Source organism: Allokutzneria sp. NRRL B-24872, from assembly GCF_002155965.1.
Lineage (GTDB): Bacteria > Actinomycetota > Actinomycetes > Mycobacteriales > Pseudonocardiaceae > Allokutzneria.
Genome location: NZ_MUMH01000095.1, coordinates 1 through 14,052, shown reverse-complemented (window position 1 = coordinate 14,052; position 14,052 = coordinate 1). Strand labels below are relative to the sequence as shown.

Below are 14,052 nucleotides of genomic sequence, written 5' to 3'. Positions count from 1 at the left end.
CCCGCTCACCCCCTGGTGAACTCGTCCAACTCCACTCCGAGCAGCTCGCAGGCGGCCCTGACCTCGGCGCGGTGATCGCCGGGGACCGCGTGGATGTGGTTGGCGCCGAAGCGCGAGAGGAAGTCGTCCGCCTTGGCGTCCAGCCGCGCGAACGCGTGCGGCCACTCGAAGGTGGACTGGCGCATCAGCTGCGTGTTCGTCTCGTCGTCGTAGGTCTCGAAGTCGCCGAGCATCAGGTGCATCCGGTAGTTCCCACCGCGCCGGGTCAACCGGGCCAGCGTCATCTGCCCGGGCGCGGCGAGGTGGTGCACGGACGCGCCACCGGCCGGGAAGAAGAACACCTCCGGGTAGAAGTGCACCTTCGCCAGGTTCTCCGCCGGGTCGTCGCTGCGCGCGGCGTACCAGGTGGCGTGCTGGCCGGAGTTGCACAGGTCCCAGATGTCGCGGTCGGCGTGGTAGTGCCGGACGTCGGCGAAGAGCACCGGCGTGCGCGCGATGTGCTTGAGCAGCTGCATGGTCAGCGCCCCGTCCATGTCCGCCTCGGTGGCGCAGACGTGGGTCTCCTTGGGGCCGTTCCAGTCGTAGGGGTCGTTGAGGAAGGCCTCGACGATGTCCATGGTGGCGAAGTACTGCGTCATCTCGGGCTGGCCCTTGATACCGGAGAAGTCGAGGTTCCACTCCTCGATCAGCTCGCGCATCGCCAGGTACGAGCGGATCTGCCGCTCCAGCAGCTCCGGCGTGAGCTTCTTGCCGTCGTAGTGCACCCCGGCCGCGTGGGTCTCCAGCCACTCGCGCGCGGCGGTGACCTCCTTCTGGTCGGCCAGCTCGGAGCGCCGGACGATCTCCCACTGGTCGATCTCCTCGACGTCGACGCCGAAGACCTGCTGCCACTGGTCGGTGTTGGCCACGGCGGTGTTCATGCCCATGGGGCGCCCGCCGATCCGGCCGAAGGTGGAACCGCGCAGCGAGGCCACGGCGGAGGACGCGGTGGCCTGGACGCCGATCTTGTCGATGAGCGCGCGCTCGTCGGGGTCGCCCCAGAGCCGGGTGTGCACGCGGCCGATCTGGTCAAGCGCACCGCCTCCGGCGAGCATGCCGACCATGCCGGGCTGCACCGGGTCGATGTTGGACAGCAGCAGCAGCGGCCCCGGGGTCGCGCCCGCGGCCAGCATGGTGAAGTGCGGGAAGGCCCAGACCGCGTAGTGGAAGACGGTGAGGTCCACCCCGGCGGCGGCGACCTGGCGGGCGACGGCGCTGGCGCCGGTGTTGGTGGCGACGATCTCCTTGCCGCGCACCACCTCGTGCCCCGCGGCGGTGAGCCGGTCGACCAGTTTGTCCTCGGTCGTCGCGATGAAGTCGCGAATGCCGTCGTGGACGTAGTCACGTCCGTCGGAGAAACTGATCACGCCGATCCGGGCCACGGTGCCCTCCAGGGTCACGATTGGCAGCTGACAACACAGTTGGATACAAAACGGGGCAGAGCACGAGCAATCGTTTTCTCGGAAGCTATGCTCAGCGGTGACGGCTGTCAATAGGCCGATGGCGCACGAGGAGCCCTTGCGATGACGACGATCAGCGATGTCGCGGCACGTGCCAACGTCTCCACGGCGACGGCTTCCCGTGCCCTGAACGGGAAATCCTCGGTCGACCCGGTGCTGGCCGCCCGCGTGGTCGCCGCCGCGAGCGAGCTCGGTTACCGCCCGAACGGGTTGGCGCGCAACCTCCGCAGGCGGGAGACGGCGGTGCTCGCGCTGATCATCTCCGACGTGGAGAACCCGTTCTTCACCGCGATCGCGCGCGGTGTTGAGGACGTGGCGCAGGCGGCGGGGTACTCGGTGGTGCTGTGCAACACCGACGAGGAGTCGGCCAAGGAGCGGCGCTACGTCGAGGTCGCGATCGAGGAGCAGATGGCGGGGGTGATCCTCTCCCCCTCCGGGGTGCCGGGATCGGTGGAGGCGTTGCGGGACAGGCGAACCCCGATCGTGGCGGTGGACCGGCCACTGCCGGGTGAGCCGACCGACACCGTGCTGGTGGACAGCCGCCACGCGGCGAAGCAGGCGACCGTGCACCTCGCCGAGCAGGGCTACGAGGTCATCGGGTGCATCACCGGCCCGTCCGGGGTGCGCACCGCCGATGACCGCCTCGCGGGCTACCGGGACGGCCTGCGCAGCGTGAAGCAGCGCAGCGCCACCAGGTTGGTGCGGCGGTCGGAGTACCGCTCCGCCGGCGCGCGCGAGGCGACGCTGGAGCTGTTGTCGCAACCCGAGCCGCCGGACGCGCTGCTCGTCGCGAACAGCGCGATGGCCGTCGGCGTGCTGCAAGCGTTGGCGGAACTGGAACTGCGTCCCGGACGGGACGTCGGTGTGGTGGCCTTCGACGACGCCCCGTGGGCCGCGCTGCTCGACCCGCCGCTGACCGTCGTGGCGCAGCCCGCCTACGAGATCGGCACGCTGGCCGCGCAGCTGCTGCTGAACCGCGTCACCGGCTCGCACTCCGACCCCACCACCACGACTCTTTCCGCCCAGCTGGTCGTGCGCGGGAGTTCCCGGCGCCGCTGAGCACGCGGCACCGGGAACCATCCGTCACCCGCCGGTGGTGCCCTTCTTCGGCGAGATCGGATCACGCTCGGTGCGGATCATCGGACCGCGGTCCTTCGGCGACCAGTCCATGCCCTGCGGCTCAACCTGGGCGCTCACACCGTTCGGCGCGAACGGCGGCACGAACGACCGCACGTGGTAGTCCGAAGCCGACCACGGCGCCGCTCCCGCGACCGGCCGGAGCGTGATCGACAGCGACCGCTTCCCGGCGCTGAGCTGAGCCGGAATGGTGAACGAGTCCTGCAACCACCGGTGATCGGCGTTGCCGTAGGGCTGCGACCACGTGCCCGCGAGCTTGCCGTCCACCAGCACTTCCACCTGCTGGCCGGAGCGCGCCTGGTCGGCGGTGCGCACGAGTTGCACGCCGGAGTTCCCTGGCTCCACAGCCACCTTGAAGCCGACCCGGCCCGTGCTGGCGGTGACCTGACCGCTGGCGACGGAGTGGTCGTTGTCGCCTTCGAAGCTCGACGTCACCGTGCTGACCGTCTCGCCGACCGCCGTGTAGCCGTGCTCCGCGCGACTGGCCAGATCGGTCGGGTTGAGCCGGTCGGTCTCGCGCAGCGTCGACTGCCGCTGGCCGTACCAGTACGAAGTGGAACTGTAGTCCGCCGGAACGTCCGCGAGCGGCCCGTGCTCGATACCGAAACGCAGTCCCGTGTGGAACGGGATCGCATCCGGAACCATCAACCGGTAGGCACCCGTGCAGTCGAACTGACAGCCGTCGCCGCCGATCTCGTGCACCGGGTACCCCGCGAGCGGCATCGCGAACGCGCCGGTGCGGAAGTACCACCCGGACTCGTAGAAGTCCTCCGTGCCCGTCCCGTGCTGGACCGGCGTCAGCAGGCCGTCCGCGTACGCCCGCTCATCGCCCTCCAGGTACAACCGGGGCACCTCGACGGCCAGCGGGAGCTTGCCGCGCATGGTGTGCGTGACGCCGTAGAACACTCCGCGCCCGGAGGCGTCCATGAACAGCCAGTCGTTGCCGTTCTCCGTGGCCGAACGCCGGTGCGTCGCGTTGAAGTGGCCCAGTGAACCGTTGGCGCGCAACGACGTCACGACCGACGGGTCAGCCGCCGACGTCACTTCGAGCGCGGCGCCGGGAATCCGCCGCCCGCTGCCGTTGACGATCTCCACGACGGCCCGCTCGGCGAAGGGCATCGGCCACCACGAGGTGTACCAACCGTCCTTGCCGGGGTCCATCGCGAACATCAGCGACCGCACGTCGTACTCGCCGAGGCCGGAGCCGAAGAACTCCCCGATCGGCGCGTCCACGGTGGTCTGCCCGTCGAAGCTGATCCGCAGCCTGGCCCCCGCCAGCACCTCGTCGGAGGCGGTCACCAGCGCGGGGTCGGTCGGGTAGTAGAAGTGCCGCCGCCCCTGCCACGCCTGCTTCTCCACGCGGTAGCCGTGCGCGGCCTCGGTGCTGAGGTGGTTGTGGCCGAGGTCCATCACGTCGGTGCGCACCCACGAGCCGTCGACGAGGCTGTGCACGTCGTAGCGGAACTCGTTGTAGTCCACAGTGGACGACACGAACTCGTTGCGCACGACGAGCTTCGACTTGCCCGCGGTGAACGAGGACGCGACGTCGAGCGTCTGGTCCGCCCAGGTCATCGGGCCGACCTTGGACTCGTGGTACCACTGCCCGGCGACGCGACCGTCGATGACCAGGTTCGCCCGCTGCTTCTCGATCTCCGGATCGAAGCGCCTTGTCAACCGCACACCCGAGTTGCGCGGGTGCACCGCGACGGTGAACGTGCTGAAGCCGCCGGTGCCGAAGGCTCGCCCGTCGTCGTCCACAGTGGGACCGGGTACCACTTCCGGTAGCCGCACGCGCAGCTGGCTGATCCGTGCGGGACCGGACAGTTCGGCGATCCGCGCGGTCGCCCCGGGCTCGAGGTCCGCAGTTGACCGAGTCGTGTGCGATCCGGGACGGGCGGGTTTCGGGTCAGCGAGCCCGAAGGAACGCAGTTTCTCCACGACGTCGGTCGCGCGATCGGCCGGATCGAACGCGGGAACCCCCACGGCGTCGGGGAAACTACGGTGGACGACGTGGTGGAACAGGGGGTTGTTCTGCGTGGTGACCCGCATCGACTTGCGGAAGGGCATGGGCACCTTGATGACCACGCCGCCGGAGGTGTCGTCGCGGTTGCCCACCAAGGGCCAGACGAACGGCGCGCCGAGCTTGCCGTCCACCACGTCCTGCAACGGCGCGTTGAGCACGGTCCGGCCGTCGAGGTCGATCTTGATCCAACCCGTGCGCGAGACCACGCCCTCGTCGCGGGTGAACCAGATGGAGCCGATCTCACCCGCGCCGGTGCGCTCGGCGATCACGCAGCCGCTCAGGTCCTGGCGCAGGCAGGAGAACCTGCCGTCGAAGCCGTCGTTGTTGCGGCCGGTGCGGTCGTAGCTGGAGAACTGGCGGGTCTCCGAAGCACCTCGGAGCGCGGCCATGCCGTCGAGTTGGCGGTAGCTGGCCCAGCCCAACGGGCCCTTGTCGGAGGAGGCGTTCTGGGCGGCGGTCTCGGGGGCGGTGATCTCAAGGGTGGCCGTCATCGTGACGACCACGAGCAGGAGTGCGGACAGTAAGGGGCGACGCTTCTTGCGCATGACGATCCCATCTCTGGTGCGAGGCAGGGCAGGGAAAGGCTCAGCGAGAGGAGCGGGTGAAGGGCGCGGTCATCAGTGCCCAGACCCCGGCCAGCAGCAGGGCGGCGACCACCAGGTAGAGCGGCCACGGACCGAAGAGGTCCAGCACCGAGCCGCTCGGCTTGGCGTTGAGGAACCCGTAGTTGGCACCGGCCAACCCGTTGAACCCCAACATGATCACCATCCACACCGCCGTCACCACGAGGGTCAGCCGGTAGCCGCGCCAGTCGGGCCGGACACCGGCGCCCCAGGTGAGGTGGACCGCGGCCCACATGGTGAACAGGTGGATCCCCCAGAACATCAGGAACTGCCAGTCCGGGTAGTCCGGGCCGCGGTAGGCCGGGGTGAGCAGGGCCTGCGCCGTCAGGGTCAGGCCCCAGTAGTAGGTCAGGGCGGCCGCCGCCGGGCTGCGCGTCCACAACGCCCAGACGGCGGCGATCAACGCCAGATCGCACAGCTGCAACGGCAGGGAGTACGCGATGTCCCACTGCCCCGGCAGCATCGTGTGGATCTGGAACGGCAACTGCACGGCCACGATCACGATCGCGAGCACGCGGCTGGTCCGCGCCGAGCGGAAGGTCAGCAGCAGCGCGGACACAGCCACGAACACCACGGCGACGACGCCGTGCGAGAGGCCGTACGGCTCGAACACCCCGACCACTCTAGTCCGGTGTCCGCGCCGGGAGAACCGGCGCGGACACCTCTGCCAGGGTCAACGGCCCACCTGACCTTCCTTGGTGGAGACCGGGTCGCGCGGTCCGAGCACGTGCGGGCCGCGGTCTGGGGCGGTCCAGTCCAGCCCGGGCGGGTCGACGCGCTGCACGCCGCTGCGGCCGGGCTCGAACGGGTCCACCCACGAGCGGATGTGGTAGTCCGCCGAGGACCACGGCGGAGAGCCCGCGATCGGCTCCAGGGTGATCGCCAGCGCCCGTTTCCCCGAGCTGAACCGCGACGGGATCATGAACGTGTCCTGGAGCCACCGCTGGAACATGTTGCCGGAGGACATCAGCCACACGCCGACGAACTGCCCGTCGACGAGCACCCGCGCCTGCTGGTAGGAGCGGACCTGGTCGGCCGTGCGGACGATCTGCACGCCCGCGTTGTTCTGGTCCACCGCCACGGTGAAGGTGATCGGCCCGGTCGCGTTGGTGACCCGGCCGCTCGCCGTCGCGTGGTCGTCGTCGCCCTCGAACACCGAGGTGAGTGTTCCGCTGCTCTCCCCGACCGCGCGGTAGTTGTGCTGGTCGCGGCTCACCTGGTCGCTCGGGTTGAGCCCGTCGGTGCTGCGCAGCGCCCAGCGCGACTGGCCGTACCAGTACGCCGTGGAACTGTAGTCCGCGGCGACGTCGGCGACCGGCCCGTGCTCAATGCCGAAACGCAGTCCCGTGTTGAACGGGATCGCATCTGGAACCATCAACCGGTAGGCACCCGTGCAGTCGTAGACGCAACCGTCGCGGCCGACCTCGTGCGCCGGGTATCCCGCGAGCGGCATCGCGAACGACCCCGTGCGGAAGTACCACCCCGACTCGTAGAAGTCCTCCGTGCCCGTGCCGTGGTGGACCGGCGTGAGCAGGCCGTCGGTGTAGACGCGCTCATCGCCTTCCAGGTAGAGCCGGGGAACCTCGGCGCTGAGCGGAATCCGGCCGCGCATGCTGTGCGTGACCCCGTAGAAGACCCCGCGCCCAGGTGTGTCCACGAAGATCCAGTCCTTCGCGTGCCCGGTCGGCCCCTGGCGGTGCGTCGCGTTGAAGTAGCCCAGGGAACCGTTGGGGCGCAAGCGATCCCGAACTGAGGAATCACCGGCCCAGGTCAGGTCGACCGAAGCGTCGGAGATCCGCACCCCGCTGGAGTTGACGACCTCCACGATCGCCCGCTCCGCGAAGGGCATCGGCCACCACGAGGTGTACCAACCGTCCCGCGTGGCGTCCATGGAGAACATCAGCGACCGGGCGTCGTACTCGCCGAGGCCGGAGCCGAAGAACTCCCCGATCGGCGCGTCCACGGTGGTCCGGCCGTCGAAGGTGATGCGCAGTCGCGCTCCGGCGAGCACCGCGTCCGAAGCCGAGATCATCCCGGCGTTGAACGGGTAGTTGAAGTAGTGCCGCCCCTGCCACTTCTGCTGCGTGACGCGGTAGCCGTGGGTCAGCTCCTCGCCGGGGCGGTCCGGACCGACGTCCATCACGTCCGTGCGCACCCAGGTCCCGTTGACCAGGCTGTGCACGTCGTAGCGGAACTCGTTGAAGTCTAAAGACGACGCGACGAACTGGTTGCGGATGTTCAGCCGGGACTTGCCCGAGGTGAACTGCGCGCCGATGTCGATGGACTGGTCAGCCCACTGCGTCGGCGGAGCCTTCGGCGCGTGGAACCAGTCGGCGACGAAGGCGTTGTCCACCAACAACCTCGCCCGCTGCATCTCGATGTGCGGATCGAAGCGCCGGGTCAGCCGCACGCCGGAGTTGCGCGGGTCGACGGTGACCCGGAAGGAGCTCTCCCCGCCCGGCCCGAAGGCCCTGCCGTCGTCGTTGACGTGCGGGCTGGCCTGCACCTGCGGCAGGCGCACCTTCAGCTGGCTGATCTGCCCCGGCCCGGTCAGCTCACCGACCCGCGCGGTCGCGCCCGGGTTGATGTCCACAGTGGACCGAGTGCTGGCCGCGTTCCACCGAGCCGGTTTCGGATCGCCGAGCCCGAAGGAGCGCAGCTTCGCGATCACGTCGTTGGCCTGGTCGTTGCGGTTGAACGTGGACACCCCGTCGGCGTCGGCGAAGGCGCGGTACACCACGTGCTGGAACAACGGGTTGTTCTGCGTGGTCACGCGCATCGACTGCCGGAACGGCATGGGCACCTTGATGACCACGCCGCCGGAGGTGTCCTCGCGGTTGCCCACAAACGGCCAGACGAACGGCGCGCCGAGCTTGCCGTCCACCACGTCCTGCAAGGGCGCTTCCAGGACCGTGGAGCCGTCCAGCTCGATCCTGATCCAGCCGGTGCGCGAGACCACGCCGTCGTCCCGGGTGAACCAGATCGACTCGATCTCACCGGCGCCGGAGCGCTCGGCGATCACGCAGTTCGGGCCGATCATGCGCAGGCAGGAGAACTGCCCGTCGAACCCGTCGTTGTTGCGGCCGGTGCGGTCGTAGCCGGAGAACTGCCGGGACTCGACCTGACCGCGCAACGTGCCGATCGAGTCCAGCTGGCGGTAGGTGGCCCAGCCGACCGGCCCCTTGCCCGTTGGCAAGGCCGAAACGGCCGGCGGCTGGGCTTGCGCGGGGGTCACGGCGGTGCCCGCGAAGGACAGCGCCGCGACCGAAGCCAGTGCTACGAGGAGTCGGAGTGTCCGGTGCCGTCCTTTGCGGCGATATCCCGGACCTGGGGAATCGACCTGGATGACGTGTCTGCGCATGATCCGCCCCCTCACTGGCGAATGTCCACTCAGGACATATGGCAGGGACTAACCGTTCGCCTCCCGGTACACCCGCTCGGCGTTCTCCTTGGTGATCAACTGCGTCGGCAGGGTCTGCTTCTTCTCGACTTGCTTGCAGTCCACCAGGAGCGTCTTGGCGGCGGCGATCGCTTCCTTGCCGCCCGTGGGGTAGGTGAAGGTAGCCGAAATCCGGCCCTGCTCCACGGCTTTCACCCCACCGGATGGAATAGGGAGAGCGTCGATGCCGATGAACTTGATCTTCGACTCGCGTCCGGCCGCCTTCGCGGCCAGGTAGGCGCCCTCGGCCATCGGGTCGTTGTGCGAGTACACGACGTCGACCTCGGCGTTGGCCTTCAGGATCGCGTCCAGCTGCTGCTGGCCCTTCTCCCGCAACCAGTCCCCGACACCGGTCGCCACGACCTGCACCTTGGAGCCCAGCGTCTCGTGGAAGCCCTCGCTGCGCTCCTGCGCGGGCGTGGACCCCGGAAGGCCCTTCAGCTCGACCAGCTTGCCGCCTCCTGGGAGCAGCTTCTCCGCGACGTACTTGCCCGCCTGGCGGCCGATGTCGCGGTTGTCCGCGCCGATGAAGCTGGTGTAGGCGTCGCCGTCGACCTTGCGGTCCAGCACCAGGACGGGAATGCCCTTGTCGTACGCCTTCTTCACCACCGCCGTCAGCGGGGTCGCCTCGTTCGGGCTGATGATCAGCAGGTTGATCTGCTGGGTCAGGAAGTTCTCCACGTCGGAGACCTGTTTGGCGTTGTCCTGCGCGGCGTCGGCGAACTTCACCTCGAACTGCGGCACCTTCGCCGCGGCCGAGCGGATGTCGTCGTCCATCCGCTGCCGGTACGGCTCGGCCACGTTGGCCTGGCTCATCCCGATGACGTACTTGCCGCCGGTCCCCTCGCACTTGGCGGGCGTCGCCGGGCCCTTGCCGCTGTTCTGGCTCGTGGTGCCGCAAGCCGTGACCGCGAGCATCAGGCAGGCGCTCAGCGCGATTGTCTTTCTCACGTCGGAAGTCCCTTTCCCCAGGCGGTTCATGACGTCGGCCGCAGTCGTTGCAACGCGGCAGCCGCCACGATCACCAGACCCTTGATCAGGAGTTGCACGTTGGCGTCGATGTTGTTCAACGCCAGGATGTTGTTCAGCACGCCCAGCAGCAGCGCACCGGTCACGGTGCCCACCACGGAACCCCGGCCGCCGGTGAGCGCGGTGCCACCGATCACCACCGCGGCGATCGCGTCCAGCTCGTAGCCTGCGCCGTCGTTGGGGCTGCCCTGGTTGAGCTGCCCGGCATGCACGATCCCGGCCAGCGCGGCCAGCAGACCCGAGATGCCGAACACGATGATCTTCACGCGGTTCACCGGGACACCGGAGAGCCGCGCCGCCTTCTCGTTGCCGCCCACCGCGTACAGGTGCCGGGAGAACGCGCTGGTGCGCAGGAACACGATGGCCAGCACCGCCAGTCCCGCGAAGATCAGCGCGGGGATCGGCACCACACCGCCGAAGGTGCGCTCGCCCAGCAGCGAGAACGTCACCGGGGCCTCGTTCGGCCCGTCGCCGTAGGCGATCGCGACGCCCTGCCCGTCGGACCAGATCCGCGCGAGCCCCCTGGCTATCTGTAGGCCCGCCAACGTCACGATGAACGCCTGGATGCCGAACAGCGCGCTCGCCATCCCTTGCAGCAGACCGAAGACCAGGCCCACCGCGAGCACGATCAGCACCGCCGGGAACACCCCGAGGTCGTCGTGCACCAGCAGCACCGCCGAGCCCACCGCCGACAGCCCGAGCACCGCGCCGACCGAGAGGTCGATGCCGCCGACCAGGATCACGAAGGTCATCCCGATCGCGATGATGCCGATCTCGGAGACCGCGCGCACTACGTTGAACAGGTTGTCACCGGTGAGGAACAGGATCTCGCCGTTGCGCCTCGGCGAGAACGCGATCGCGGCCACGAACACCGCGATCAACCCGAAGAAGCTCTGGAAGGAGAACAGCGTCTCCCGCCAGTCGATCTTGCGTCCACTCCTGGCCGTCACATCGGGTTCCAGGCTCATCGCACACCTCCCCCGGCGGTCTCGCCCATGGTGGCGGCGAGCAGGTCCGCCTCCCCGATCTCACTGGTGCGCAGTTCCCGCACGTTCCGCCCTCCCCGGAGCACGACGACCCGGTCGCACACGCCGATCAGCTCGGCCAGCTCCGAGGACGCCAGCAGCACCCCGATGCCCTGCCCGGCGATCTCGCCGAGCAGTTCGTAGATCTCCGCCTTGGCGTTGATGTCCACGCCACGCGTCGGCTCGTCCAGCAGCAGCAGCTTCGGCTTGGTCAGCAGCATCCGGCCGAAGACCACCTTCTGCTGGTTCCCGCCGGAGAGCGTGCCGACCGGGTCCGCGAGCGAGGAGAGCTTGACGCGCAAGCGTTTGGCGCTCTCCGCCGCGTTCTCCTGCTCGGCCCGACGCGACACCACGACACCCGCCGTCCTCAGCTTGTCCACAATGGACAGAACCGTGTTGGCGAGCACGGAGTGCTCCAGCACCAAGCCGCTGACCCGCCGGTCTTCCGGCACGAACGCGATGCCCTTGGCCAGCGCGGCGCGCGGACCCCTCGGCCGCACGTCCACGCCGTCCAGGAGCACGCGGCCGTCCCAGCGACCGGCGGAACCCGCCCCGTACAACGTCTCCAGCAGCTCGGTGCGCCCGGCCCCGAGCAGTCCGGCGAGCCCGACGATCTCCCCGCGCCGCACCGTGAGACTGATCCCCGCGGGCTCCTTGCGGCCCGAGCGAGGACGGCGCGGGTGCACGGTGAGCTCCTCCACGCGCAGCAGTTCCTCGCCCGCTTCTCCGTGGGAGGCTTGGAAGAGCGTGCGCACCGGGCGGCCGACCATCGCTTCGGCGGCCTGCTCGGCGGTCATCTTCCTGGCGTCGAACTCCTCGACGATCCTGCCGTTGCGCAGCACCGTCGCGCGGTCGGCCACGCGGCCGATCTCGTCCATCCGGTGCGAGATGTAGACGATGCCCGCGCCCTCGCGCCGCAGCTCGTCGATGACGCCGAACAGCTGCTCCACCTCGGCCGTCGACAACGCCGATGTGGGCTCGTCCATGATGAGCACCTTGGCGTCCAGCGAGAGCGCGCGGGCGATGGTGACCAGCTGCTGCTCGCCCACCCTCAGCTCACCGACCGGGCGGCGCGGATCGATGTCGATCCCGATGCGCCGCAACAGGTCCGCGGTCCACACACGCATCCGCTTGCCGTCGACGGTGCCGATCCGCGTGCGCGGTTCCCGGCCCAGGTACAGGTTCTCCGCGATGGACAGGCCCGGGACCAGGTCCAGCTCCTGGTGGATCATGGCGATGCCCGCGCGCTGCGCGTCGACCGGGCCGCCGAAGCGCGCGGTCTCGCCCTCGATCGCGATCTCACCGGAGTAGTCGGTGATGTCCCCGGACAGGATCTTCATCAGGGTCGACTTGCCTGCGCCGTTCTCGCCGAGCAGCGCGTGCACCTCGCCCGCTCTGATGTCGAAATCCACGTCCTGGCAGGCAAGAACGCCGCCGTAGCGCTTGCCGATGCCGGTCAGCCGGACCAGCTTCGGTGCGTCGTTGGCCATACCCTGCTCCACCGGACGAAGTGAACGGGACGTTACGGGAAAACGATTACTGCGGACGCTAGGACCGGCTCATCGGTGTGTCAAGCGTCACGTGGTCACAGCACGGGCACGACGCGCCATTTCCACCGTTCGTCTCAGCCGGGCTGCTCGCGCATCACCAGCACGTCGCCGTGCCCGCCGTAGCCCAGGACGCCCTCCGCGTACTGAGTTCCGTCGAAGGTCACCAACCACCACTGTGTTTGTCTCGTCGGCGAGCCTCCGGGCACTGGCACCTCCACGAGCTGCGGATGCGGGATGTTGGTGCGGTACGGCGCGTCCAGCGAACCGAGGAGGTTCATCGCCAGGTCGTAGACGCGGTACTCGCGGGCGTCGCCGTCGCTGGCCAGCAGGTACCACTGCCCGCCGACGCGCTGGATGATCGTGCCCTCGGTCTGGTCGAGCGAGGTGTCCGCTCCGCGCAGCTTCAGTTCCTGGTGGTACTCGGCACCAACCGGGCCGACCGCGAGTGCCGGGTGGAACTCGAAGGACGGCGACTGCCTGGGGCTCTCCACGAAGGCCACGTGCCACTGGTCACCGATCCTGGTGAGCGACGGGTCCCACGCGCTGACCGCTGTCGGCAGCGGGAACCGCGCCGTGCGCAGCACGTGCACCCCGGACAGCACGTTCGCGGCCGTCTCCACGTGGCGCACGTGCACCCCGTTGAACGCGAAGTCGCCCCAAGAGCTCATCGCCACGATGTACCGGTTTCTGCGCTCGTCGTACACGACCTGCCCGGCGTGGTCCCCGACGATCACCCCATCGCGTTGGAAGAACAGCTGCGAGACCTGCTCCAGCCGCTGCGGGTCGGCGAGGTCCATCGCCCACACGCCCCAGTGCGCCTGCTGGAAGAATCCCAGTCCAGCGCTGGTGAAGGTGAAGTAGACCTTGTTGTCCCGGATGAGCGGCTGGCCCTCGGCCGTCTGCACCAGGTGCCCGTCGCGCAGTCCCGCTTGGCCGAAGTACCCGGCGCGGACCCGGCCGAGCGTGGTCGTACCCGACCCGCCGAAGGCGTAGCGCATCTGCCGCAACCGGTCCGGCACGCGGAGGTCGACCAGCCCCGAGACGCCTTCGCGCTCGCTGATCAACGGTGTCCACGCCGTCCCCGTGTTCGTCGCGTCCACCAGCACCGTGACCGCGTTCTCGTTGAGCACGAATGCCAAACGGAACGGAGTGCGCAACGGCACCTGCTTCGCCGAGTCCACAATGGTCAGCTTCCCGCCGACCGTGACCTCGATCGTCGCCGAGCCGTCCGAGCGGTAGCGCGCGAGCACGGAGTTGGCCTGGTCCAAGGCGATCCCCGCCACCGCGCTGGAGTCCGCCGCGAGCGCCGCGACCTCCACCAGCACCGAGCAGAACGGCGCGCGCGGTCCGGCGGAGGTGACCACCAGGGAGTCCCCGGCCAGCCGCACCGCTCCGTCGTCGCTGATCCGCACGCCCCGCGCCGCCACACCGGCCCTGTCGCGCGCGGTCGCCGTGTCGAACTGCTCGAAGCCCGGCGCCAGCAAGGCGAACGGCCGGAACTGGTCCGTCACCCGGAAACGCAGGTCCAGCGGTCCCCGCTGCTGGGCCGCGACGGCCACCCCTGGCGTGGAACCCAGTGCCGCGAGGGCCCCGAGCCCACCCAGTCCCCTCAGCACTCCGCGCCGGTCGAGCACAGGCTTCTCCGCCACCACGCCGCCTCCTCCCGACCCCCGGCGCCGTTGCCGGGGAGTGAGGTCCGTTCCCCCCGGACTCGGCCGGGTGGTTGG

9 protein-coding genes are annotated in these 14,052 nt (G+C 69.3%); 1 reads left to right on the top strand and 8 read right to left on the bottom strand.

Going from position 1 to position 14,052, the window contains the following annotated elements; translation table 11 throughout:
• Positions 1-5: 5 nt before the first annotated feature.
• Positions 6-1,421, bottom strand: coding sequence for an L-fucose/L-arabinose isomerase family protein (locus CCN37_RS23935; protein WP_086824912.1), 1,416 nt, complete (start codon positions 1,419-1,421; stop codon positions 6-8).
• 141 nt (positions 1,422-1,562) lie between these two features.
• On the opposite strand from CCN37_RS23935, the gene CCN37_RS23930 reads away from it, so the two are divergent.
• Complete coding sequence (locus CCN37_RS23930; RefSeq protein ID WP_086824871.1) at positions 1,563-2,558, top strand: LacI family DNA-binding transcriptional regulator; 996 nt, start codon at positions 1,563-1,565, stop codon at positions 2,556-2,558.
• Positions 2,559-2,582: 24 nt separating this feature from the next.
• Here the strand turns inward: CCN37_RS23930 and CCN37_RS23925 are convergent, their stop codons facing one another.
• From CCN37_RS23925 to CCN37_RS23895, 7 genes are all read right to left on the bottom strand, one after another.
• On the bottom strand, positions 2,583-5,204 hold the full coding sequence (locus tag CCN37_RS23925) for a glycoside hydrolase family 172 protein (RefSeq protein ID WP_246843261.1): 2,622 nt from the start codon (positions 5,202-5,204) through the stop codon (positions 2,583-2,585).
• A gap of 40 nt (positions 5,205-5,244) precedes the next feature.
• Positions 5,245-5,895, bottom strand: coding sequence for a TIGR02206 family membrane protein (locus tag CCN37_RS23920; protein ID WP_246843259.1), 651 nt, complete (start codon positions 5,893-5,895; stop codon positions 5,245-5,247).
• 60 nt (positions 5,896-5,955) lie between these two features.
• The gene (locus tag CCN37_RS23915) at positions 5,956-8,643 is read right to left on the bottom strand and encodes a glycoside hydrolase family 172 protein (RefSeq protein ID WP_086824866.1); all 2,688 of its coding nucleotides are present in this window, start codon (positions 8,641-8,643) and stop codon (positions 5,956-5,958) included.
• 48 nt (positions 8,644-8,691) lie between these two features.
• Positions 8,692-9,672 carry a substrate-binding domain-containing protein gene (locus CCN37_RS23910; RefSeq protein WP_086824864.1) on the bottom strand — a complete coding sequence of 327 codons (981 nt, stop codon included), beginning with the start codon at positions 9,670-9,672 and terminating at the stop codon, positions 8,692-8,694.
• Positions 9,673-9,698: 26 nt separating this feature from the next.
• A complete protein-coding gene (locus CCN37_RS23905) occupies positions 9,699-10,718 on the bottom strand; it encodes an ABC transporter permease (protein WP_086824862.1) in 1,020 nt (339 codons plus the stop codon).
• Positions 10,715-12,265 (bottom strand): sugar ABC transporter ATP-binding protein, encoded by a 1,551-nt coding sequence (locus tag CCN37_RS23900; RefSeq protein ID WP_086824861.1) that lies wholly within the window; start codon positions 12,263-12,265, stop codon positions 10,715-10,717. Before CCN37_RS23900 ends, CCN37_RS23905 begins: the two co-directional genes overlap by 4 nt.
• Before the next feature lie 134 nt (positions 12,266-12,399).
• The gene (locus CCN37_RS23895) at positions 12,400-13,974 is read right to left on the bottom strand and encodes a hypothetical protein (RefSeq protein ID WP_246843258.1); all 1,575 of its coding nucleotides are present in this window, start codon (positions 13,972-13,974) and stop codon (positions 12,400-12,402) included.
• Positions 13,975-14,052 lie beyond the last annotated feature (78 nt).